Consider the following 20842-nt stretch of genomic DNA (forward strand, 5'->3'; position numbering starts at 1 on the left):
CCGGAAGAACTTAGTACAGACGAGTGCGGCGTGCGTTTTCGCGAGCCAGTTTCTTGGCGTGACGCTTAACTGCAGACGCTTTAGCGCGCTTACGTTCTGTGGTCGGTTTTTCATAGAACTCACGACGACGAACTTCAGCCAGAACGCCTGCTTTCTCGCAGGAACGCTTGAAGCGACGCAGTGCTACGTCGAATGGCTCGTTTTCACGTACTTTAATTACCGGCATGTAACTCTCACCTCGATAAAATTCGGTTTTTGCTGCTGACTGCGGCGCCAGCACATTTCAAAATGGTGCAGCATTTTACTCCAACGCGAGTCGGTTTGTAAAGCACCATGGACAATTAAGAACCAACAGGAGCGTTTGCCGATGCGGCTGCCGGTTTTTTTCAAGGGTGCGGAGTATAGCGCACTCTTTGCGCGCCACGAAATCACTTTTTGCAGCGAAAGCGTCGACGAACGCAGGCGTGGCTATGCTACACTGCGCGCCGCAAGTAAGGGGTAAGCGCTATGCGAATTCTGGGTATTGAAACATCCTGCGATGAAACCGGCATCGCAATCTATGATGACGAAGCGGGCCTGCTCGCCAATCAGCTTTACAGCCAGGTGAAACTGCACGCCGATTACGGCGGCGTGGTGCCGGAACTGGCGTCGCGCGATCACGTGCGCAAAACCGTGCCGCTGATACAGGCGGCGCTGAAACAGGCGAACCTGCAGCCGCAGCAGATCGACGCCGTCGCCTACACGGCGGGGCCTGGGCTGGTCGGCGCGCTGCTGGTCGGCGCCACCATCGGCCGCTCGCTCGCCTTCGCGTGGAAAGTGCCTGCGGTTCCGGTACACCACATGGAAGGGCATCTGCTGGCGCCGATGCTGGAAGAGAATCCGCCGCAGTTCCCGTTTGTGGCGCTGCTGGTGTCGGGCGGCCATACCCAGCTGATTAGCGTAACCGGCATTGGGGAATATGCGCTGCTGGGCGAGTCTATCGACGACGCCGCAGGGGAAGCCTTCGACAAAACCGCCAAGCTGCTGGGGCTCGACTATCCTGGCGGCCCGATGCTGTCGAAAATGGCGCAGCAGGGCGTGGCGGGACGTTTCACCTTCCCGCGTCCGATGACCGATCGTCCGGGGCTCGACTTTAGCTTTTCCGGCCTGAAGACCTTTGCCGCCAATACCATTCGCGAGAATGCGGACGACGCGCAAACGCGCGCCGATATCGCCCGCGCCTTCGAGGATGCGGTGGTCGATACCCTGATGATCAAGTGCAAGCGCGCGCTGGAGCAAACCGGCTTCAAGCGGCTGGTGATCGCGGGCGGCGTCAGCGCCAACCGCACGCTGCGTGAGCGGATGGCGCAGATGATGCAGGCGCGCGGCGGAGAAGTCTTCTATGCCCGTCCTGAGTTCTGCACCGACAACGGCGCGATGATCGCCTATGCGGGCATGGTGCGTCTGAAGGGCGGCACGCGCGGCGGGCTGGGCGTCAGCGTACGGCCTCGCTGGCCGCTGGCGGAACTGCCGGCTATCTAACGGTAAAAAGCCGGCATCGCCGGCTTTATTTCTTCTCTTCTTCTTCGCGCGCTTTCTTGCGCTTCCAGATTTTACTCTCCTGCCCGCGCCACAGCCGCTGAATATTGTCGTGATGACGCAGCAAAATCAGGCATGACAGCATCGACACCGGAAAGGTGAACTGCGGCTTAAACCACCAGACGTAAAAAGGCGCGATCAGCGCGCTGACGATGGCGCCCAGCGATGAGTAGCCGCTCAGCAGCACCGTCAGCAGCCAGGTGCCGGTCATCAGCCCGGTTAAATCCCAGCCGATCGGCGCGATAGCGCCCAGCGCGGTGGCGACGCCTTTGCCGCCGCGAAAGCGAAAAAAGAGCGGATAGATATGGCCGAGACAGGCCGCGATAGCGGTAAGGCCAAGATAAAGCGGCGCGAGATGCAGCAGATAGGCCAGCCAGACCGGCACCATGCCTTTGAGAATATCGAAAATCAAAACGCAGGCCGCAGCGGCTTTGCCGCCGATGCGCAACACGTTGGTCGCGCCAGGATTGCCTGAACCCTGAGTACGCGGATCGGGCAGTCCGGCGATTTTGCAGACCAGAATGGCGCTCGAAATCGAACCGCAAAGATACGCGAAAAAAATCATACCAGGCGCGATAGCACTCATATTACCGTACCGTTTCCTTTAGGGTCGTTTTGTCTTCGTGAACCGTGGATAATACGCATTATATGCCGGAAGTGGTATCCGGCTTAGCCAAAAACAGAGACTGTCATCATGGATATCGTTTTTATCGAGCAACTCACGGTGTACACCACCATTGGCGTTTACGACTGGGAACAGGGCATTCAGCAGAAGCTGGTGCTCGATGTCGAAATGGCGTGGGACAATCGGCTGGCGGCGCGCAGCGACGATGTAAACGACTGTCTGAGCTACGCCGACGTCTCTGAGGCGATCCTCGCGCACCTGAGCGGCACGCGCTTCGCGCTGGTGGAGCGGGTAGCGGAGGAAATCGCGGACCTGCTGATGACCCGGTTCAACACGCCAGGCGTGCGTATTAAAGTCGCCAAACCGGGCGCGGTGGCGCAGGCAAACCAGGTGGGCGTGCGCATCGAGCGCGGGACTATTCCTAAATGAATACGTTGTGATTGCCATCACAATGAAACCAAACCAAATTATTGTCTGTCATAACGGGCGCCGTTGCGTTGTGAAACGCGCAGGTCGCCGAAAGCCTTAAGGTTTCCCTCAGGCAGGCGATGGCAAAATTTCAGGCGGAAGCATACTCGCGACCGCCTTTTTAATGGGTTTGAAACGGATATAAGGAAAATGTGATGGCAGATATTCATCAGCTTTGGGTGGCTGCAATCCTGGGCATCGTGGAGGGGCTGACGGAGTTTCTGCCGGTCTCCTCCACGGGGCACATGATTATTGTCGGCCACCTGCTGGGTTTCGAGGGCGACAAAGCGGAAACCTTCGAAGTGGTGATCCAGCTCGGGTCCATTCTTGCCGTTGTGGTGATGTTCTGGCGTCGTCTCTTTGGCTTAATCGGCATTCACTTCGGCCAGGTGAAGCATGAAGGGGTAGGGCGCGGCCATCTGACGCTGATCCATATCCTGCTGGGCATGATCCCGGCTGTGGTCATTGGGCTGCTGCTGCATGACCAGATCAAAACGCTGTTTAACCCGATCAACGTCATGTACGCGCTGGTGGTCGGCGGCGTATTGCTGCTGGTGGCGGAATACCTGAAGCCGAAACAGCCGAAAGCGGTGGGCATCGACGATATCACCTATCGCCAGGCCTTTATGATCGGCTGCTTCCAGTGCCTCGCGCTCTGGCCGGGCTTCTCTCGCTCCGGCGCCACCATCTCCGGCGGCATGCTGATGGGCGTCAGCCGCTATGCGGCCTCGGAGTTCTCTTTTATCCTCGCCGTGCCGATGATGATGGGCGCCACCGGCCTCGATCTCTATAAAAGCATCGGTTTCCTGACGATGAACGATCTGCCGATGTTCGCCGTCGGCTTCGTGACCGCCTTCGTCGTGGCGCTGATTGCGATCAAGGCCTTCCTTGAGCTGATCAAGCGTATCTCGTTCGTCTCGTTCGCCATCTACCGCTTTATCGTCGCGGCAGCGGTCTACGCCATCTTTATGTAACGCCTGCGCGGCCAGCAATCAGGCTGGCCGCATCTCTGCAATGCCCTGCGCCACGGCGGCGATACGACGCCGCGTCAGCTCTTCTCGCACTTCCGCCCCTTTGAAACCCGCCTCGATAACCGCTTTGGTCGGCACCGACTGCGCCAGCGTGAACGCCTGACGCAGGTAGTCGCCCTGCGGATAGGGCATGCTCTCAAGGCCCGCGCGGCCGCGCGCGTCCGCCTCGCTGGTGAGCGCGATTTGCTCAACCCGATGCGGCTTGCGCCAGGCGTCGATACGGTCGAACAATGCCACTAAGGCGTCCGCCGACTGGCGTTCGATGGTATGCACCACGTCATGGAATTCCGTGACGATCAGCGCCAGATCGCGAATGGCGTTGGGCACGCGCAGGCGCTGGCAGAGCGCCTCCACCAGCGGCACGCCCGCGGCGCCGTGGCCGTGATGGCTCGGCCACTTCTCCGGCGGCGTCAGCGCCTTACCGACGTCGTGGAACAGCGTGGCGAAACGCACATCGATTTCGTCCGACAGCGACGCCGCCATCGTCAGCGTCATCAGGGTATGCACGCCGGTATCGATCTCCGGATGCCACTTCGCCGGCGCGGGAATGCCGAACAGCCTGTCGAGCTCGGGAAACAGCACCTCAAGCGCGCCGCAGTCGCGCAGCGTCTGGAAATAGACCTGCGGATTGCGCGAGGTCAGCGCCTTCTCCGTCTCTTTCCAGACGCGTTCGGCGGTAAGATGGCTCAGCTCGCCGCTGGCCGCCATCTGGCGCATCAGCGCCTGGGTCTCGTCGGCGATGCGAAAGTTAAGGTGGGCGAAGCGCGCCGCGAAGCGCGCCACGCGCAGCACGCGCAGCGGATCCTCGTTAAAGGCGTCGGAAACGTGGCGCAGCAGGCGCGCCTGCAGATCGCGCTCGCCGTGAAAGGGATCGATCAGCTCGCCGTTTTCCCGCTGCGCGATGGCGTTGATGGTCAGATCGCGGCGTTGCAAATCCTGCTCCAGCGTCACGTCGGGCGCGGACCAGGTGACGAAGCCGGTGTAGCCGTTGCCGCTTTTCCGTTCGGTGCGCGCCAGCGCGTATTCTTCACGGCTTTGCGGGTGCAAAAAGACCGGAAAATCGCGGCCGACCTGCTGAAAGCCCTGCGCCAGCATCGCCTCCGGCGTCGCGCCGACCACCACCCAGTCCCGGTCTTTAACCGGCAGTTTTAACAGCGCATCGCGAACGGCGCCGCCTACTAAATACGTCTTCACTCAACAACTCCAGAGATAATAAAAAGGCGCGCCGGACGGCACATCCGCCGCTAAACATTCAGCGCGCTTGTTGCTCTATTGTTGCACACAATGGCCAGATTGCAGGCATGACGAAAAGGGCATCAAAGGATGCCCCAGGCGCAAGGAAAGCAAAACGCGGGAAAAAAGCTTAGTTCATCCAGCGATCTTTTTTCTTACGGCGCGGCACCATATGCGGCAGCACCAGACCCAGCAGCAGGCCCACGCCCAGCACGCCGCCGCCATACATAAACCACTGCATGATGATGGTGCGCTGCTTGTCATCCAGCTGAACGTTGGCGGCGCTGACTTTTTTCTGCGCCACGATCAGCTCGTTTTTCAGCTTCTGGTTCTCTTCTTTCAGCCCGTTGATGACGCTGTCGCTATTGGCGACCTTGTTCTGCATCTCGGCGGTGCGCTGGTTCCAGCTGTTGTCGATATTGCCCAGCTTCGCGGTCAGATCTTTGACCTGCTGCTCCAGCTGCGGCACGCGGGTGCGCAGGCTCGGTTCGGCGCTGAGCTGCGACAGCGGGATCCAGACGGTACGGCCTTCCGAATCGCGGATCTGGCCGTAGTTGGTATCGTTGTTGGTCTGCACCAGCTGCACTTCTTCGCCCGCGTTCAGCTTGCCGAGCAGGCGATACTGATCGCCCGGTCCGCTGCGAACCCAGGTGGATAATTCGTCGGAGATGTAGCGTTTTTCATCTGCATGGGCTGGTGCGAGCGTGCTGATAGCCAGCAAGGTAAGGCCTGCGATTACAATTTTTTTCATTCGATGTCGTTTTAGCTTGAGGTCTGTAAATTTACCGGCACAGTCTGGAACCGCCTCGCATAAATCTGAATGAGAACTATCCTGGTCTCATTTCCCTGCGAAAAGGGTAGCGAAAGCGCAAAGAAAGCCGAGACAGCCCGCCTTCTGTGCATTACTCTTCGCCAGATAATCCTCGTAAGTGCCAGCAGCGTATTAAATAAAAAATTATGACCATCGAAATCGAACTAAAGTTCATTGCCACGCCTGACGTCGCCAGCAAGCTGGCGCAGACTCTCGCCGCTTATCCGCACCAGCACCAGGCCGCGCGGGCGCTAAGCAACATCTATTTTGAGACAGATGACAACCAGCTGCGCCGCTGGGATATGGGCCTGCGTATTCGCGGCGTTGACGGTCACCATGAGATGACGCTGAAGAGCGCCGGGAAAACGCTCGGCGGCCTGCATCAGCGCGCGGAATATAACATCGACCTGCCCGAGGCGAAGCTCGATATCGCGCGGCTGCCCGCCGAGGTCTGGCCGCAGGGCACCGACGTCGCCGCGCTGCAGCAGCGCCTGCAGCCGCTCTTTAGCACCCATTTCCAGCGCGAAACCTGGCTGGTTCAGGTAGGCGAAAGCGAAGTGGAAGTGGCGTTCGATCGCGGCGCGGTCGCCACAGAGACGCTGAGCGAAGATCTGTTTGAAGTTGAGCTGGAGCTGAAAAGCGGCCAGCGCGGCGACATGATGGCCTTCGCCCGCGAGCTGGTCGCCATCGGCGGCCTGCGCCTGGGTAGCCTGAGCAAAGCGGCGCGCGGCTATCAGCTGGCGCAGGGCAACCCGCCGCGACCGCTGCGTCCCTTCCCGCTGCTGAAGGCCGCGCCGAAAGCGACGGTGGAAGAGGGGATGGTGACCGCGATGTCGAGCGCGCTGAGCCACTGGCAATACCATGAAGAGGTCTGGCTGCGCGGCAACGCCGAGGCGCAGCGCAGCGTCGTCGAGGCGCTGGAAGCGCTGCGTCAGGCTTTCTCTCTGTTTGGCGCGCTGGTGCCGCGCAAGGCGAGCAGCGAGCTGCGTCAGAAGCTCACGACGCTGGAAGAGATCCTCGCCGAGCCGGTGAAAGATGCGCAGGCGCTGAGCTTCTCGTCGCTCTCCGTAGAGACCCAGTTAGCGCTTACTCACTGGCTGGTGAAGTCGCAGTGGCGGCGCTGGATCGATGCAAAAAACCAGGCGAAGCTCGACGGCTCCTTCAAGCGTTTCAGCGACATCATGCTGAGCCGCATCGCAGCCGATCTTAAAGAGACCTTCAGCGACGTGCAGCAGCTGAACGAATATCGCGACAAGGCGACGCGCCTGTCGCGTCAGCTGCTGGCGGTGCATCTGCTGGCAGGCGCCTACCCGGCGGAAGCCGTTTCCGTCTGGCTGGCGCCATGGCAGCAGCTGCAGCAGTCTATCGCGCAAAACCAGGAGCACTGGCTGAGATCGCTGGCGAACCAGGCGATCCGTCAGCCAGCTTTCTGGCTGAACAGCAGCGCGCCACGATGATCTGACCCATCAGGGAGAGAAGACGTTGTTAGAGTTACCCGCTGAATTACAGGCGCAGGCGGCCAGCGCGGCCGAGCGCCTTGGCGTCGCCGCCGACGCCTTAACCGACGGGCAGCGCGCCGCGCTGGCGTTCAGTGATTTCATCGCCGAGAACCTGCAACGTCACCCGGAATGGTGGCTGGCGATCCAGCAGCAGGCGCCGCAGCCGGAGGAGTGGCAGCACTATGCGCGCTGGCTGGATGACGATCTCGCCGCGGTGGACAGCGAGGCGGCGCTGATGCGCGCGCTGCGGCTGTTTCGCCGCCGCATGCTGGTGCGGGTCGCCTGGATGCAGTGTCTGGGCGAGGCCAGCACCGAACAGAGCCTGCGGCAGCTTAGCGTGCTGGCTGAGGTGCTGATCGGCCGCGCGCGCGACTGGGTCTACCAGGCGTGCTGCCAGGATTTCGGCACGCCCTGCAACAGCGCGGGCGAGCCGCAGCCGATGCTGATCCTCGGCATGGGCAAGCTGGGCGGCGGCGAACTCAACTTCTCTTCCGATATCGATCTTATCTTCGCCTGGCCGGAAAACGGCGCGACGCGCGGCGGACGACGCGAGCTGGATAACGCGCAGTTCTTTACGCGCATGGGGCAGCGGCTGATCAAGGTGCTGGATCAGCCCACCATGGACGGCTTCGTCTACCGCGTCGATATGCGGCTGCGCCCTTTCGGCGACAGCGGCCCGCTGGTGCTGAGCTTCGCCGCGCTGGAAGATTACTATCAGGAGCAGGGCCGCGACTGGGAGCGCTATGCGATGGTCAAGGCGCGCCTGATGGGCGACGATCAGGATCGCTGGAGCCAGGAGCTGCAGCAGATGCTGCGCCCCTTTATCTATCGCCGCTATATCGACTTCAGCGTGATCCAGTCGCTGCGCAATATGAAGAGCATGATCACCCGCGAAGTGCGGCGGCGCGGGCTGACCAACAATATCAAGCTGGGCGCGGGCGGCATTCGCGAAACCGAATTTATCGTGCAGGTATTTCAGCTGATACGCGGCGGACGTGAGCGCTCGCTACAGCTGCGTTCACTGCTGCCGACGCTTGCCGCCATCGGCGAGCTGGGACTGCTGGCGCCGGAGCAGGTCGCGACGCTGCGCGAGGCTTACCTCTTCCTGCGTCGTCTGGAGAATCTGCTGCAAAGCCTTAATGACGAGCAGACCCAGACGCTGCCGGGCGATGCGCGCGACCGCGCGCGGCTCGCCTGGGCGATGAACGCCGAGAGCTGGCCCGTGCTGACGGCGCAGCTTGAGACGCATATGGCAGCGGTGCGCGCCATTTTCGACGAGCTTATCGGCGAAGATATTCCCGAAATCAGCGATCAGCCGGAGCTGCTGGAATTCAGCGGCATGTGGCAGGATTCGCTCGACGATGCCGAGCTGGCGCCCCTGGTGCCGCAGCTCGACGATGAACAGCGCCGGGCGCTGCATCGCGCGCTGGACGATTTTCGCCAGGACATCAGCCGCCGTACCATCGGGCCGCGCGGACGGCTGGCGATCGACCAGCTGATGCCGCGGCTGCTGAGCGAAGTCTGTCCGCGCGACGACGCCGCAGTCACCTTCAGCCGCCTTGTTCCGCTATTGCTGGGTGTACTGACGCGCAGCACCTATCTGGAGCTGCTTACCGAATATCACGGCGCCCTGCGGCACCTGATCCGCCTGTGCGCGGCGTCGCCGATGATCGCCAGCCAGCTGGCGCGCTATCCGCTGCTGCTGGATGAGCTGCTCGATCCCGCCACGCTCTATCAGCCGACCGCCACCGACGCCTATCGCGACGAGCTGCGCCAGTATCTGATGCGCATCCCGGTCGATGATGAAGAGCAGCAGCTGGAGGCGGTGCGCCAGTTCAAGCAGGCGCAGCTGCTGCGCATTGCGGCGGCGGATATTGCGGGTACGCTGCCGGTTATGAAAGTGAGCGATCACTTAACATGGCTGGCGGAAGCCATCATCGAATCGGTGGTGCAGCAGGCGTGGCAGATGATGGTGCAGCGCTATGGCCGGCCGCAGCATCTGAAAAACGAGCGCGAGCGCGGCTTCGCGGTGCTGGGCTACGGCAAGCTGGGCGGCTGGGAGCTGGGCTACAGCTCCGATCTCGATCTGGTGTTTCTGCATGACTGCCCGGCAGAGACGGTCACCGACGGCGAGCGCAGCATCGATGGCCGTCAGTTCTATCTGCGGCTGGCGCAGCGCATTATGCATCTCTTCAGCACGCGCACCGCCTCGGGGATCCTCTACGAGGTGGACGCAAGGCTGCGGCCTTCCGGCGCCGCAGGCATGCTGGTCAGCACCTTTGACGCCTTTGACGAGTACCAGCGCCACGAGGCCTGGACCTGGGAGCATCAGGCGCTGGTGCGCGCTCGCGTGGTATTTGGCGATGAGGCGCTCGCGGGGCGCTTTAACGCTATCCGCCGCGCCATTCTCTGCCTGCCGCGCGCGCCGGAGGCGCTGCAAAAAGAGGTGCGCGAGATGCGTGAAAAAATGCGCGCGCACCTCAGCAACCGACACAAAGGACGCTGGGAGATCAAAACCGATGAGGGCGGCATTACCGACATTGAATTCATCGCGCAATATTTTGTCTTAGCCTGGGCCGCCGGGCAGCCGGAGCTGACGCGCTGGTCCGATAACGTGCGCATTTTCGAACTGGCGGCGCGCTACGGCAAAATGCCGGAGGCGGAAGCGCAGGCGCTGACGCACGCCTACGTGACGCTGCGCGACGCGCTGCATCATCTGGCGCTGCAGGAGCTGCCCGGCCATGTCGAGCCGGACGCCTTCGCCGCCGAGCGGCAAACCGTGATGGCGAGCTGGCAGCGCTGGCTGGCGTCGCCTTTAACCCCGTAAGCGCCTGTTGATAGCGCAGATCGCATCTGTGCTATCATCCGCGCACTATTTTTACTGCAGTCTGGAGTGTCTGGAATGAAAGTTACTTTGCCCGCGTTCGACCGTGCTTCGGTGCTGGTCGTAGGCGATGTGATGTTGGATCGCTACTGGTATGGCCCAACCAGCCGTATCTCTCCTGAAGCGCCGGTGCCGGTGGTAAAAGTGGACGCTATCGAAGAGCGTCCCGGCGGCGCGGCAAACGTGGCGATGAACATTGCAGCGCTGGGCGCCGCCTCGCAGCTGATCGGCTTAACCGGCGAAGATGACGCGGCGCGCGTGCTGAGCGAAACGCTGAAAAACGTCAACGTTCGCTGTGACTTCGTGGCGGTCAAAACTCATCCCACCATTACCAAACTGCGCGTGCTGTCGCGCAACCAGCAGCTGCTGCGCCTCGATTTCGAAGAGGGGTTCGAGCAGGTCGATCCAGAGCCGATCCATCAGCGGCTGCGTCAGTCGCTGGCGGCCGCCGGCGCGCTGGTGCTCTCCGACTATGCGAAAGGGGCGCTCGCCAGCGTGCAGACCATGATTCGCCTGGCGCGTGAGGCTAACGTGCCGGTGCTGATCGATCCCAAAGGCACTGACTTCGAGCGCTATCGCGGCGCCACGCTGCTGACGCCGAACCTGTCGGAGTTCGAAGCGGTGGTCGGCAAATGTAAAAACGAAGAGGAGATCGTCAGCCGCGGCATGCAGCTGGTGGCGGATTATGAACTCTCCGCGCTGCTGGTGACGCGCTCTGAAAACGGCATGACGCTGCTGCAGCCTGGTAAAGCGCCGCTGCATCTGCCGACGCAGGCGCAGGAAGTCTTCGACGTGACCGGCGCGGGCGATACCGTGATCGGCGTGCTGGCGGCGACCCTGGCGGCAGGCGATTCCCTCGAAGATGCCTGCTTTATGGCGAACGCGGCGGCGGGCGTGGTGGTCGGCAAGCTGGGCACTTCGACCGTCAGTCCAGTCGAGCTGGAAAACGCTATTCATGCGCGTCCGGAAGAGGGCTTCGGCATCATGAACGAAGCGCAGCTCAAAATCGCGGTCGAGCAGGCGCGCAAGCGCGGCGAGAAAGTGGTGATGACCAACGGCGTGTTCGACATTCTGCACGCGGGCCACGTCTCTTACCTGGCTAATGCGCGCAAGCTGGGCGATCGCCTGATTGTGGCGGTCAACAGCGATGCTTCGACGAAGCGCCTGAAAGGCAGCAGCCGTCCGGTTAATCCGCTGGTGAATCGCATGATTGTGCTCGGCGCGCTGGAAGCGGTGGACTGGGTCGTGGCGTTTGAAGAAGATACGCCGCAGCGTCTGATCGCCAGCGTGTTGCCGGATCTGCTGGTAAAAGGCGGCGATTACAAGCCGGAAGATATCGCGGGCAGCAAAGAGGTATGGGCCAACGGCGGCGATGTGCGCGTGCTGAATTTCGAGGACGGCATCTCTACCACCAACATTATTAAAACCATTCGCGGCGAGTAGTGATGCGGGCGGGCGCATCGCGCCCGCCGTAAAGCTTACTGCGGGGTGTCGATCTTGCCTGCCGGATCGGGCGTAACGACCGCCGGAGCGGGCGCGGAAGGCTGATGGCTTTCCAGCTGCGCCAGGCGCTGCTCCAGCGCGGCCAGCTTTTCACGCGTGCGCAGCAGCACCTGCGTCTGCACATCGAACTCTTCACGATTGACCAAATCCATACGCGTCAGCTGCGCCTGCAGAACCTGGCGAATTTTCTTTTCGACATCGTCGCCAAATTCACGAATCCCTTTTGGCATCGCCTCGTGCACCTGACGCGCAAGTTGTTCAATTTTTTTCGTGTCGATCATGATGATTTCCTGGTTTCGTGTTGCTGGGAACAGCAGGGGGTGGATCCTGATAATGGATAAGTGTAATGCCTGAAACGAAAAGGTTAAACCCGAAATCGACATGGCAGGAAATGCAAAAGGTACGCGGTGATGAATAATGCGCCAGGCGGCAGACAGGGTCCGATCGCAAAGACGCAAAACCCGGCATCCTTGCCCGCTCGGCTCGCGTAAATACGCACCTCATCCTTGAGGTGCGCCCGTCGCCGGGCCAACGCGCTGCGTTGTTCAAAAACGCTCCCTGCGTTTTTGTCCCTGACGCGAGACGCTTTGCTCTTCGGACCCTGTCTGCCGCTGTTGAGCCTCATCTACAGCCTGAAATGCAAAAGCATTTGCGGTTTTGTTGATTGCCCGACCTGTTGAATGGCGCTATAGTGATTTTGCTTATTCTCAGGGCGGGGCGAAATTCCCCACCGGCGGTAAATCAGCGTTAGCTGAAAGCCCGCGAGCGCTTCCCGGCAACGGGAAGGTCAGCAGATCCGGTGTAATTCCGGGGCCGACGGTTAAAGTCCGGATGGGAGAGGGTAACGACATCTGCCGGGCTACGCCCGCTTCGCGTTATTGCCATGTCTTGATGACATCACTCCTAAGCTCGCCCTGATTCTGGTAACTCATATATTTTATAAGGTTTTATTACCATGAATCAGACGCTTCTTTCTGAATTTGGCACGCCGGAACAGCGTGTAGAACGTGCAGTCGCTGCGCTCCGTGAGGGACGTGGCGTGATGGTGCTTGACGACGAAGACCGTGAAAACGAAGGCGATATGATCTTCGCTGCGGAAACCATGACCGTCGAGCAGATGGCGCTCACCATTCGCCACGGCAGCGGCATTGTCTGCCTTTGCCTGACCGAAGAGCGCCGTCAGCAGCTTGAGCTGCCGATGATGGTGGAGACCAACACCAGCGCCTACGGTACCGGCTTTACCGTGACCATTGAGGCCGCTGAAGGGGTCACTACCGGCGTATCCGCGCAGGATCGCATCACGACCATTCGCGCGGCGATCGCCGATAACGCGAAGCCGAGCGATCTTAATCGTCCCGGCCACGTCTTCCCGCTGCGCGCGCGCGACGGCGGCGTGCTGACGCGCGGCGGCCATACCGAAGCGACCATCGATCTGGTGACGCTGGCGGGCTTTAAGCCAGCGGGCGTGCTGTGCGAACTGACCAATGACGATGGCACCATGGCGCACGCGCCGGAAGCGATCACCTTTGCCAAAGCGAACAATATGCCGGTCGTCACCATTGAAGACCTGGTGGCGTATCGCCGCGCGCATGAGACGCGTCAGGCCAGCTAAGCTGCGCTGCTGACCAACGAAAAACGGGCCGCTTAGCGGCCCGTTTTGTTTTTAGCTGGCGCTTAGCCCAGCTCGCTTACCTGCAGCAGCGCCAGGCTCGCGCCCATCACCGTCATGCCGCACAGTACGCCGTAACTCGGGTTGTTATGGGGATCGATTTCGCGCGCCAGCGGCATCAGCTCGTCCACCGACAGCGCCACCATAATGCCGGCGACGGCCGCCATCACCGCGGCGATCGCCACCGGCGACATCATCGGGCCGAACAGCGCAAACGCCAGCAGTCCGCCGAGGATCTCCGCCATGCCGGAGACGCAGGCCCAGAACAGCGCTTTGCTTCTCGAGCCGGTCGCGGCATACATCGGGCCGGCGACCGCCAGACCTTCGGGAATATTGTGGATCGCCACCGCCAGCGCGATGCCCAGCCCCAGCTCCATATCGCTGCTGGCGGTGACATAGGTGGCGACGCCTTCAGGAAAATTATGCAGGCTGATGCCCAGCGTCAGCAGGATTGCCGTGCGGCGCAGCTTCGCCGGATGGCGCTGCGCCGTCATCAGATCTTGCGGATGCTGATGCGGCAGCAGGCGATCCAGCGCGAAATAGCCGATCAGGCCCAGCATAAACATGCCGTAGCCGAGTATTGGCGAGATCCCCTCGGTACGCAGCGCGGTCGGCAGCATCTCCATCAGCGAAATCAGCAGCATAATGCCGGCGGCGAAGCCGAGCGCGAACGCCAGCATGCGGTTCGAGGGCTTTTGACCCAGCACGCCGACCAGTGCGCCGATAAACGTAGCGCCGCCAGCCAGAACGGTAAGCAGCAAAGGAACCGACATCGCATTCTCCTTAATGATAATCATTCGCATAAAATTAGCGATAACCCTACGGAAGGTCGAGTTATTTTTGGTAAAGAAGTGTCGGCCAAAAGTTGTTCAAATCCACTGATGTTCTTCATCATGCTTATGCGCGTTTCCGGCGTCGCTAAAGGGCGTATCGTTGTCTGATTGAGAATTTCCGAGGATGAATCATGCAACCTACTATGCCCGCGCTGTTTTTAGGTCACGGCAGCCCGATGAACGTGCTGGAAGAGAACCGCTACACCAGGGCCTGGCGTCAGGCAGGTGAGACGCTGCCGCGCCCGCGCGCCATTATCGCTGTATCGGCGCACTGGTACACGCGCGGTACGGCGGTGACGGCGATGGAAGATCCGCGCACCATTCACGACTTCGGCGGCTTCCCGCAGGCGCTGTTCGACACACGCTATCCGGCGCCGGGCTCGCCCGCGCTGGCGCAGGAGATCGCCGATGCGCTTGCGCCGACGCCGGTGCGCTTCGACCAGGAGTGGGGGTTCGATCACGGCTCCTGGGGCGTGCTGATCAAGATGTATCCGGACGCCGATATTCCGGTGGTGCAGCTGAGCGTCGATGCGACGCAGCCGGCCGCCTGGCATTTTGAGCAGGGCAAAAAGCTGGCGGCGCTGCGCGACAGCGGCGTGATGATCGTTGCCAGCGGCAACGTGGTGCACAACCTGCGCAAAGTGCGCTGGGACGAGACGGCGGAAGCCTGGCCATGGGCGCAGCGCTTCGATCGGTTCGTACGGGATAACCTGGACTATCAGGGCGACATCGAGGCGCATCCGCTGGTGAATTTTATGCAGCATCCGGACGCGGCGCTGTCGAACCCGACGCCGGAGCACTATCTGCCGCTGCTTTATGTGCTGGGCGCGCGTCAGGCTGGCGAGCCGGTGAGCGTGCCGGTAGAGGGCCTTGAGATGGGCGCTATTAGCATGCTGTCGGTGCAGGTAGGCTAAGCGAAGGCGGGCCGAGGCGGCCCGCTCTGTTTATTCGACAAACGCGTGCGGGTAGAAGCGCGAAAGATCCTGAGTGATCAGGTCGCGATCCTCGCGCAGGCCGATGCCGGCCGGCTGATCGTCTATCAGCCAGCTGCCGATCAGCGTGTAGCTGTCGCCGAACTTCGGCAGCGGACAGAATTGCTGCACGATCATGCCCTCTTCGCCGTAAGGCCCGTCGACGCGCGCAATCTCCTGACCGTTTTCCACGATGCGAATATTGGCGCCTTCGCGCGAGAAGAGCGGCTTCACCACATATTTATCCATGTGCGGCACGTTGTCTTCGGCGAAATAAGCGGGCAGCAGGTTAGGGTGATTGGGGAACATCTGCCACAGCATCGGCAGCAGCGCCTTGTTGGAGACGATGCTTTTCCAGGCCGGCTCCAGCCAGCGCACGCCCGCATCCGCCAGCTTGGTGGAGAAGATCTCGCGCAGCATAAACTCCCACGGATAGAGCTTGAACAGGTTGCTGATCACCTGATCCTGCACGTCGGTGAACTGGCCCTTGTCGCCGAGGCCGATCTCGTCGATATAGAGGAATTCGCTCGGTAAACCCGCTTCGGTGGCGCAGTCCTGCAGATACTGCACCGTGCCGCGATCCTCTTCGGTATCGCGGCAGCAGGCGAAGTGCAGCCACTGAAAGCCGTGCTGCTGATGCAGCGCGGCGAAACGCTCGATCAGCTTCTCCTGCAGGCTGTTGAACTGATCGCTGCCCGGCGGCAGCTGGCCGGCGTTGAGCTGATCTTCCAGCCAGATCCACTGAAAGAAGGCCGCTTCGTAAAGCGAGGTCGGCGTGTCCGCATTGTTTTCCAGCAGCTTAGCGTCGCCCTGACCGTCCCAGGCGAGATCGAGGCGCGAGTAGAGCGACGGCTGGCGCTGCTTCCAGGAGTCGCGCACGAAATCCCAGGTGTGCTTCGGAATGCGGAATTTTTCCAGCAGCTGCTCGCTGGCCACCACTTTTTCCACCACCTGCAGACACATCTGGTGCAGCTCCGCCGTGGTCGCTTCCAGCTTATCTATCTGCGCCAGCGTGAACTGGTAGTAGGCATCTTCGCACCAGTACGGCTCGCCGTGCATGGTGTGAAAACGAAAGCCATATTCCGTGGCTTTTTCGCGCCAGTCGGGACGCTCGTTGATTGCAATGCGTTGCATAACGGCTTCAGCCTCCCAGCGAACGGCTGGAGGTGCCGGTAGCGCTGCTGCGCGCCATGCTGTTCTGCTTCGCGACCGTTTCGCCGAAGCCGCCGCGCGTAATGGTCGAGGTGGTGGCCGGTTTCGGCGCCAGCGCGGTTTTCGGCACGTTCATGGTGCGGCCGGAGGTGGCGGCGCCGTAATTTTTGCCTGACGCGTCAACAAACTGGCCGTTCGCCGGGCTGTTCGGGGTGCGCGGCGAGAAGAGCGGCTGCTGCGCGAAGCCCGCGCCGCCGCCCATCAGGCGTCCCATCATGTAGCCCGCCATTAGCGGCATCCAGAAGCTGCCGCTCTGCTGCGCTTCGGCGTTCTGCGTGGTGCCGACGCCAGCCTGCGCCGGCGCCTGCTGGCACTGATTCTCGCCAAATTCCGCCACGCAGTCTTCGCGCGAGGCGTATTTCGGCGCGGTGCGCTCCGCTTCTTTCAGCGCGTTGTTGTAGGCGGTGGTGCACTGCGCGCTCTGGCCTGGATTGGCCTTGCTGCAGTCATCCGCGTTCTGATACATCGAGACCGTTTCATCGCTCTGTTCGCAGCCCGCCAGGGTAAACACCGCGGCGATGGCCAATGCGACCGGCGTTAAATGGCGTGCCTGCCAGCTTTTACGGAAAGCGGCATGGCGAATATTTTTTGTCCGTTTCATCGTTGTCGTCCTGTGCCCAAAGGTGATGCTCAGGATAGGGGATCGCTGGTGGAAAATGAAGCTGAGGGCCTGATGAGGAAAGGATCTTTACGTTGTTATACGTTTAACGGCGAGACGGGCCGCAAAGCGGCCATTATGGCCAGCGACTGAAATTCGAAACGGGTGTGATGTGGACCGAAGAGCAAAGCGTCACGCGCCAGGGAGGGCGCGTGTCGAGCTGGCAGGGATGCCGATTTTGCGACTTTGCGGTCGGTCCATGTCACGCACGTTGGCACTGTCAAGACGGGCCGCAAAGCGGCCCGTTGAGGATTAATTGCGGAACGGATTGCCGCTGCTGCGCTGGGCGGCAGGGCGCGCTGTCGGAGCCGCCGGCTCCGCCGACGGGCCGTTGTCAACGCGAGCGGTCTGCTGCGGATTCTCCGGCGCGACGCTTTCTGGCGAGGTGGAAATCTCTTTGCCGAGCTGGCTGTTCAGCTGCTGCAGATCCTGCTCGTTCAGCGTACCCAGCGCATATTTGATATTGAGCTGGTTGATCAGATAGCTGTAGCGCGCGTCAGAGAGCTGCTGCTTGGCGTTGTAGAGCGTCGTGGTCGCATCCAGCACGTCGACGATGGTGCGCGTGCCGACCTGATAGCCCGCTTCCATAGCATCCAGCGAGCTTTGCGCAGAGACCACCGCCTGCTTATAGGCGTCGATGCTGCTGACAGAGGCGTTGACGTTGTTATAAGAGGAACGCACGGTCTGCACGGCAGAGCGATGCGCGCTCTCCAGCTGCTCGCTGGCGCTGACGTAGTTGTACTGCGCCTGCTTCACCTGCGAGGTGACCGCGCCGCCGCTGTAGAGCGGCAGCGAGAAGCTCAGACCCACCTGGTTGGTGCCGGTGATGGAGTCGGTGCTGCCCGCGCTCTGGTTGGCACGGCTGCCGCCATATTTGCTGTTCGACAGGCCAGTGGACGCGGTCAAATCCAGCGTCGGCATATGGCCGGTTTCCGCATAGCGGATCTGCTCGCGCGCCAGATCCTGGTTCAGACGCGCCGACAGCAGGTTCAGGTTACGGCTCTCCGCCTGCTTCAGCAGCGCGCTGACCGCATCTGGTTTAGTGGTTTTGAAGCGATCGATATTCAGCGACGCCAGCGCAAGGTAGTCGTTGCCGGTAATCTGACGCAGCGACTCGACCATATTGTCGAGGTTGTTGCGCGCGGTCACTTCGTTCGCCAGCACGCTGTCATACTGCGCGCGGGCGTTCTGTACGTCGGTAATCGCCACCAGGCCAACGTTGAAACGCTGCGTGGTCTGATCCAGTTCGCGATAGATCGACTGTTTTTGCGCTTCGATGTATGAAAGGGTATCGATCGCCTTTAATACGTTGAAATAAGCGGTAGCGGTATTCAGGATCAAATCCTGCTGCGCGACCTGATAGGTGACGTCCTGAATGCCGGCAGTTTTTTCCTGCAGCGTCAGGCTGCGCCATTTCGACATATCGAAAATGGTCTGGGTTAATTGCAGCGATCCGCTGGTCGTGTTGGAATGAAGGCCGCTGCTGTCGCGATAACCATTGCTATAGGTGTAATCCGCGCCTAAACCTAACTGAGGCAACAAAGGACTGCGCGCTTCATTAATCTTTTCAAAGGCGGCGTCGCGGGTCGCTGCGGAGCTGCGTAAATCCGGGTTGCTAAGACGCGCTTGTTGATAGACCTGCAGCAGGTCCTCTGCCTGACTGGCAAGGCTGAAACCGGCCAGGCTCAGCCCAATAAGAAGTGGGAGCAGTTTTTTCATTTGCATTCCTTTTGTTGCAGCAAATTACAGGGGTAGCGCTGCCGGATAAGCCAAAAAATAATCGCAGATTCTAGCAGAGTGCGACTGTGAGATAAGTTGGCTGAACGTGCCTTCTCCCCCTAATTTACGTAAATAATTCAGAAAGAACCACTCGGATGGAGACCTATGGTTGGCTTTTTGCCGCTCCGTCCCAATCTGCATAAGGAGCCAGACGATGAGCGGCAAAAAAAAATCTCCAGTGACTTTTACAAAAAACGATGTAGAAATTATTGCACGCGAAACCGCCTGGAAAGGTTTTTTTTCCATTGTGCGTTACCGGTTTCGCCACCGCCGCTTTAACGGCGAAATGAGCAACGAGGTGGTGCGCGAAGTTTTCGAGCGTGGACACGCCGCGGTGCTGCTACCCTATGATCCCTTACGCGACGAAGTGGTGCTGATCGAGCAGATCCGCATTCCCGCCTTTGACGTCAGCGAAACGCCCTGGCTGCTGGAGATGGTGGCGGGCATTATCGAGCCCAACGAAAGCGCCGAAGATGTGGTGCGACGCGAGGCTGTAGAAGAAGCGGGCCTGACCGTCGGTCGGGTTAAACCCGTGTTAGACTACCTCGCCAGCCCTGGCGGCACCAGCGAACGCTTGTCGATCCTGGTGGGAGAAGTGGATGCCAGCCTGGCAAAAGGATGCCACGGCCTGGAGGAAGAGAATGAGGATATTCTTGTGCATGTGGTAAGCCGCGAACAGGCTTACCGCTGGGTGGAAGAGGGGATTATCGACAACGCGGCGTCTGTCATCGCCCTGCAATGGCTGGCGTTGCACCATGAAAAACTACGAGAAGAGTGGAAGCTAAAATGAAACAGCGCTATATCCCTGATTTCCCCGAAATGATGCGGCTTTGCGAAACCAATTTCGCCCAGCTGCGTCGTTTGCTGCCGCGCAGCGACGAGGCCGGCGCGTCGGTGATCTATCAGGTAAAAGGCGCCCGCTATCAGTTGACCATAGAAGAGTCCACGCGCTACACCACGCTGGTGGAGATCCGTCAGGTGGCGCCGACCGTCAGCTACTGGAGTCTGCCGTCCATGTCGGTGCGGCTCTATCATGACGCGCTGGTCGCCGAAGTGTGTTCAACACAGCAGATCTATCGCTTTAAAGCGCGCTATGATTATCCTAATAAAAAACTGCATCAGCGCGACGAGAAACATCAGATCAACCAGTTTCTGGCAGACTGGTTGCGTTACTGCCTGGCACAGGGCGCGATGGCGGCGCCGGTCTGCTGATCGCACAGATAATGCATTATTCGGCGTGGAGACGAAGGAAACGCTTTGGATAGCCTGCTAACACTTCCTGCGGCGAATGGGGCCGGGATCAGGATTTTGCAAATCACGGACACCCACCTTTTCGCTGGAAAAAATGAATCGCTGCTGGGCGTGAATACCTGGGCGAGTTATGACGCGGTGCTGGACGCCATTGCGGCGCAGCAGCGCGAGTACGATCTGATTATCGCCACCGGCGATCTCGCTCAGGATCACTCTGTCGAAGCCTATCAGCACTTCGCTGAGGGCATCGTGCGCCTGCCGAAACCCTGCGTCTGGCTGCCGGGCAATCACGATTTCCAGCCGGCGATGGTCGACACGCTGGCCGAAGCGAAGATCGACGCTCACAAGCACGTGCTGCTTGGCGACCACTGGCAGCTGGTGATGCTCGACAGCCAGGTGTTCGGCGTGCCGCACGGCATGCTGAGCGACTATCAGCTGGAGTGGCTCGATAAAACGCTGGCGCTCTATCCGCAGCGCCATACGCTGGTGGTGCTGCATCATCATCCGCTGGCCAGCGGCTGCACCTGGCTCGATCAGCACAGCCTGCGCAATTCCCATCAGCTCGACGCGGTGCTGCAACACTATCCTTTGGCGCGCACCCTGGTGTGCGGCCATATTCATCAGGAGCTGGATATTGACTGGCGCGGCCGTCGCGTGCTGGCGACGCCCTCGACCTGCGTGCAGTTCAAACCGCACTGCACCAGCTTCACCATCGACACCGTCGCCCCCGGCTGGCGCTGGTTTACCCTCTATCCGGACGGATCTTTCGCGACCGAAGTGGAACGGCTGCAAACCGACGCGTTTAGGCCGGACCTGGACTCGGACGGGTACTGACGC

21 protein-coding genes and 1 riboswitch are annotated in these 20842 nt (G+C 60.6%); of the genes, 11 read left to right on the plus strand and 10 right to left on the minus strand.

Annotated elements, in window-relative coordinates; all coding sequences use genetic code 11:
* Nucleotides 1-10 precede the first annotated feature (10 nt).
* A complete protein-coding gene (gene rpsU / locus AC6I7Z_RS02770) occupies nucleotides 11-226 on the minus strand; it encodes a 30S ribosomal protein S21 (protein WP_001144069.1) in 216 nt (71 codons plus the stop codon).
* Between the two features lie 281 nt (nucleotides 227-507).
* On the opposite strand from rpsU, the gene tsaD reads away from it, so the two are divergent.
* Entirely contained in the window at nucleotides 508-1521 is a 1014-nt protein-coding gene (gene tsaD / locus AC6I7Z_RS02775; protein WP_033752505.1) for a tRNA (adenosine(37)-N6)-threonylcarbamoyltransferase complex transferase subunit TsaD, read from the plus strand.
* A 25-nt stretch (nucleotides 1522-1546) separates the two neighbouring features.
* Here tsaD and plsY read toward each other — a convergent pair whose 3' ends face one another.
* Entirely contained in the window at nucleotides 1547-2164 is a 618-nt protein-coding gene (gene plsY, locus AC6I7Z_RS02780; RefSeq protein ID WP_497813059.1) for a glycerol-3-phosphate 1-O-acyltransferase PlsY, read from the minus strand.
* Nucleotides 2165-2272: 108 nt separating this feature from the next.
* On the opposite strand from plsY, the gene folB reads away from it, so the two are divergent.
* Nucleotides 2273-2632, plus strand: a complete 360-nt coding sequence (gene folB / locus AC6I7Z_RS02785) for a bifunctional dihydroneopterin aldolase/7,8-dihydroneopterin epimerase (protein WP_497813060.1) — start codon at nucleotides 2273-2275, stop codon at nucleotides 2630-2632.
* 194 nt (nucleotides 2633-2826) lie between these two features.
* On the plus strand, nucleotides 2827-3645 hold the full coding sequence (bacA, locus tag AC6I7Z_RS02790) for an undecaprenyl-diphosphate phosphatase (RefSeq protein WP_033792242.1): 819 nt from the start codon (nucleotides 2827-2829) through the stop codon (nucleotides 3643-3645).
* A gap of 18 nt (nucleotides 3646-3663) precedes the next feature.
* Here bacA and AC6I7Z_RS02795 read toward each other — a convergent pair whose 3' ends face one another.
* Both AC6I7Z_RS02795 and AC6I7Z_RS02800 read right to left on the minus strand, forming a co-directional pair.
* Entirely contained in the window at nucleotides 3664-4896 is a 1233-nt protein-coding gene (locus AC6I7Z_RS02795; protein ID WP_497813061.1) for a multifunctional CCA addition/repair protein, read from the minus strand.
* A gap of 169 nt (nucleotides 4897-5065) precedes the next feature.
* Nucleotides 5066-5686: a TIGR04211 family SH3 domain-containing protein gene (locus AC6I7Z_RS02800; RefSeq protein WP_033752493.1), complete on the minus strand. Its 621-nt coding sequence runs from the start codon at nucleotides 5684-5686 to the stop codon at nucleotides 5066-5068.
* A 206-nt stretch (nucleotides 5687-5892) separates the two neighbouring features.
* Between AC6I7Z_RS02800 and AC6I7Z_RS02805 the strand changes: the two genes are divergently transcribed.
* The 3 genes from AC6I7Z_RS02805 (at nucleotide 5893) to hldE (ending at nucleotide 11572) form a co-directional block, all read left to right on the plus strand.
* Nucleotides 5893-7203, plus strand: a complete 1311-nt coding sequence (locus AC6I7Z_RS02805; RefSeq protein ID WP_497813062.1) for a CYTH domain-containing protein — start codon at nucleotides 5893-5895, stop codon at nucleotides 7201-7203.
* 25 nt (nucleotides 7204-7228) lie between these two features.
* On the plus strand, nucleotides 7229-10072 hold the full coding sequence (glnE, locus tag AC6I7Z_RS02810; protein WP_497813063.1) for a bifunctional [glutamate--ammonia ligase]-adenylyl-L-tyrosine phosphorylase/[glutamate--ammonia-ligase] adenylyltransferase: 2844 nt from the start codon (nucleotides 7229-7231) through the stop codon (nucleotides 10070-10072).
* 75 nt (nucleotides 10073-10147) lie between these two features.
* Complete coding sequence (gene hldE, locus AC6I7Z_RS02815; RefSeq protein ID WP_033752489.1) at nucleotides 10148-11572, plus strand: bifunctional D-glycero-beta-D-manno-heptose-7-phosphate kinase/D-glycero-beta-D-manno-heptose 1-phosphate adenylyltransferase HldE; 1425 nt, start codon at nucleotides 10148-10150, stop codon at nucleotides 11570-11572.
* 35 nt (nucleotides 11573-11607) lie between these two features.
* Here hldE and ubiK read toward each other — a convergent pair whose 3' ends face one another.
* Nucleotides 11608-11913 (minus strand): ubiquinone biosynthesis accessory factor UbiK, encoded by a 306-nt coding sequence (ubiK, locus tag AC6I7Z_RS02820; protein ID WP_033752486.1) that lies wholly within the window; start codon nucleotides 11911-11913, stop codon nucleotides 11608-11610.
* Between the two features lie 418 nt (nucleotides 11914-12331).
* Nucleotides 12332-12479: riboswitch (FMN riboswitch) on the plus strand.
* 108 nt (nucleotides 12480-12587) lie between these two features.
* Between ubiK and ribB the strand changes: the two genes are divergently transcribed.
* The gene (gene ribB / locus AC6I7Z_RS02825) at nucleotides 12588-13244 is read left to right on the plus strand and encodes a 3,4-dihydroxy-2-butanone-4-phosphate synthase (protein WP_033752483.1); all 657 of its coding nucleotides are present in this window, start codon (nucleotides 12588-12590) and stop codon (nucleotides 13242-13244) included.
* Between the two features lie 62 nt (nucleotides 13245-13306).
* On the opposite strand, the gene zupT is transcribed toward ribB, so the two are convergent.
* The gene (gene zupT, locus AC6I7Z_RS02830; RefSeq protein ID WP_497813064.1) at nucleotides 13307-14074 is read right to left on the minus strand and encodes a zinc transporter ZupT; all 768 of its coding nucleotides are present in this window, start codon (nucleotides 14072-14074) and stop codon (nucleotides 13307-13309) included.
* A 188-nt stretch (nucleotides 14075-14262) separates the two neighbouring features.
* On the opposite strand from zupT, the gene ygiD reads away from it, so the two are divergent.
* A complete protein-coding gene (ygiD, locus tag AC6I7Z_RS02835; RefSeq protein ID WP_497815385.1) occupies nucleotides 14263-15048 on the plus strand; it encodes a 4,5-DOPA-extradiol-dioxygenase in 786 nt (261 codons plus the stop codon).
* Between the two features lie 30 nt (nucleotides 15049-15078).
* On the opposite strand, the gene AC6I7Z_RS02840 is transcribed toward ygiD, so the two are convergent.
* The 4 genes from AC6I7Z_RS02840 to AC6I7Z_RS02855 all read right to left on the minus strand — a co-directional run bounded on the left by AC6I7Z_RS02840 (nucleotide 15079) and on the right by AC6I7Z_RS02855 (nucleotide 19000).
* Nucleotides 15079-16239, minus strand: a complete 1161-nt coding sequence (locus AC6I7Z_RS02840) for a glutathionylspermidine synthase family protein (protein ID WP_316555821.1) — start codon at nucleotides 16237-16239, stop codon at nucleotides 15079-15081.
* 7 nt (nucleotides 16240-16246) lie between these two features.
* Nucleotides 16247-16918 (minus strand): DUF1190 family protein, encoded by a 672-nt coding sequence (locus AC6I7Z_RS02845; RefSeq protein WP_033792232.1) that lies wholly within the window; start codon nucleotides 16916-16918, stop codon nucleotides 16247-16249.
* Nucleotides 16919-17227: 309 nt separating this feature from the next.
* Nucleotides 17228-18694 (minus strand): outer membrane channel protein TolC, encoded by a 1467-nt coding sequence (gene tolC, locus AC6I7Z_RS02850; protein ID WP_497813065.1) that lies wholly within the window; start codon nucleotides 18692-18694, stop codon nucleotides 17228-17230.
* A 24-nt stretch (nucleotides 18695-18718) separates the two neighbouring features.
* Nucleotides 18719-19000, minus strand: coding sequence for a hypothetical protein (locus AC6I7Z_RS02855; RefSeq protein ID WP_497815476.1), 282 nt, complete (start codon nucleotides 18998-19000; stop codon nucleotides 18719-18721).
* On the opposite strand from AC6I7Z_RS02855, the gene nudF reads away from it, so the two are divergent.
* The 3 genes from nudF to cpdA are packed head-to-tail and all read left to right on the plus strand — an operon-like array spanning nucleotide 18909 to nucleotide 20839.
* The gene (gene nudF, locus AC6I7Z_RS02860; RefSeq protein ID WP_497813066.1) at nucleotides 18909-19544 is read left to right on the plus strand and encodes an ADP-ribose diphosphatase; all 636 of its coding nucleotides are present in this window, start codon (nucleotides 18909-18911) and stop codon (nucleotides 19542-19544) included. The genes AC6I7Z_RS02855 and nudF overlap by 92 nt on opposite strands.
* A complete protein-coding gene (locus tag AC6I7Z_RS02865) occupies nucleotides 19541-19966 on the plus strand; it encodes a DUF1249 family protein (protein ID WP_497813067.1) in 426 nt (141 codons plus the stop codon). The genes nudF and AC6I7Z_RS02865 overlap by 4 nt, the downstream gene beginning before the upstream one ends.
* 45 nt (nucleotides 19967-20011) lie before the next feature.
* Nucleotides 20012-20839, plus strand: coding sequence for a 3',5'-cyclic-AMP phosphodiesterase (gene cpdA / locus AC6I7Z_RS02870; protein ID WP_497813068.1), 828 nt, complete (start codon nucleotides 20012-20014; stop codon nucleotides 20837-20839).
* Nucleotides 20840-20842 lie beyond the last annotated feature (3 nt).

The organism is Pantoea sp. X-Soil-MYKO-1289, from assembly GCF_059730625.1.

Bases quoted from the DNA above. Each gene is read 5' to 3' on its own strand.
- AC6I7Z_RS02805 (WP_497813062.1), top strand. From the start codon at position 5,893: ATGACCATCGAAATCGAACTAAAGTTCATTGCCACGCCTGACGTCGCC.
- folB (WP_497813060.1), top strand. From the start codon at position 2,273: ATGGATATCGTTTTTATCGAGCAACTCACGGTGTACACCACCATTGGC.
- hldE (WP_033752489.1), top strand. From the start codon at position 10,148: ATGAAAGTTACTTTGCCCGCGTTCGACCGTGCTTCGGTGCTGGTCGTA.
- AC6I7Z_RS02800 (WP_033752493.1), bottom strand. From the start codon at position 5,686: ATGAAAAAAATTGTAATCGCAGGCCTTACCTTGCTGGCTATCAGCACG.
- zupT (WP_497813064.1), bottom strand. From the start codon at position 14,074: ATGTCGGTTCCTTTGCTGCTTACCGTTCTGGCTGGCGGCGCTACGTTT.
- AC6I7Z_RS02845 (WP_033792232.1), bottom strand. From the start codon at position 16,918: ATGAAACGGACAAAAAATATTCGCCATGCCGCTTTCCGTAAAAGCTGG.
- tsaD (WP_033752505.1), top strand. From the start codon at position 508: ATGCGAATTCTGGGTATTGAAACATCCTGCGATGAAACCGGCATCGCA.
- tolC (WP_497813065.1), bottom strand. From the start codon at position 18,694: ATGAAAAAACTGCTCCCACTTCTTATTGGGCTGAGCCTGGCCGGTTTC.
- AC6I7Z_RS02840 (WP_316555821.1), bottom strand. From the start codon at position 16,239: ATGCAACGCATTGCAATCAACGAGCGTCCCGACTGGCGCGAAAAAGCC.
- ubiK (WP_033752486.1), bottom strand. From the start codon at position 11,913: ATGATCGACACGAAAAAAATTGAACAACTTGCGCGTCAGGTGCACGAG.
- ribB (WP_033752483.1), top strand. From the start codon at position 12,588: ATGAATCAGACGCTTCTTTCTGAATTTGGCACGCCGGAACAGCGTGTA.
- plsY (WP_497813059.1), bottom strand. From the start codon at position 2,164: ATGAGTGCTATCGCGCCTGGTATGATTTTTTTCGCGTATCTTTGCGGT.
- nudF (WP_497813066.1), top strand. From the start codon at position 18,909: ATGAGCGGCAAAAAAAAATCTCCAGTGACTTTTACAAAAAACGATGTA.
- rpsU (WP_001144069.1), bottom strand. From the start codon at position 226: ATGCCGGTAATTAAAGTACGTGAAAACGAGCCATTCGACGTAGCACTG.
- AC6I7Z_RS02855 (WP_497815476.1), bottom strand. From the start codon at position 19,000: ATGGAAAAAAAACCTTTCCAGGCGGTTTCGCGTGCAATAATTTCTACA.
- bacA (WP_033792242.1), top strand. From the start codon at position 2,827: ATGGCAGATATTCATCAGCTTTGGGTGGCTGCAATCCTGGGCATCGTG.
- AC6I7Z_RS02865 (WP_497813067.1), top strand. From the start codon at position 19,541: ATGAAACAGCGCTATATCCCTGATTTCCCCGAAATGATGCGGCTTTGC.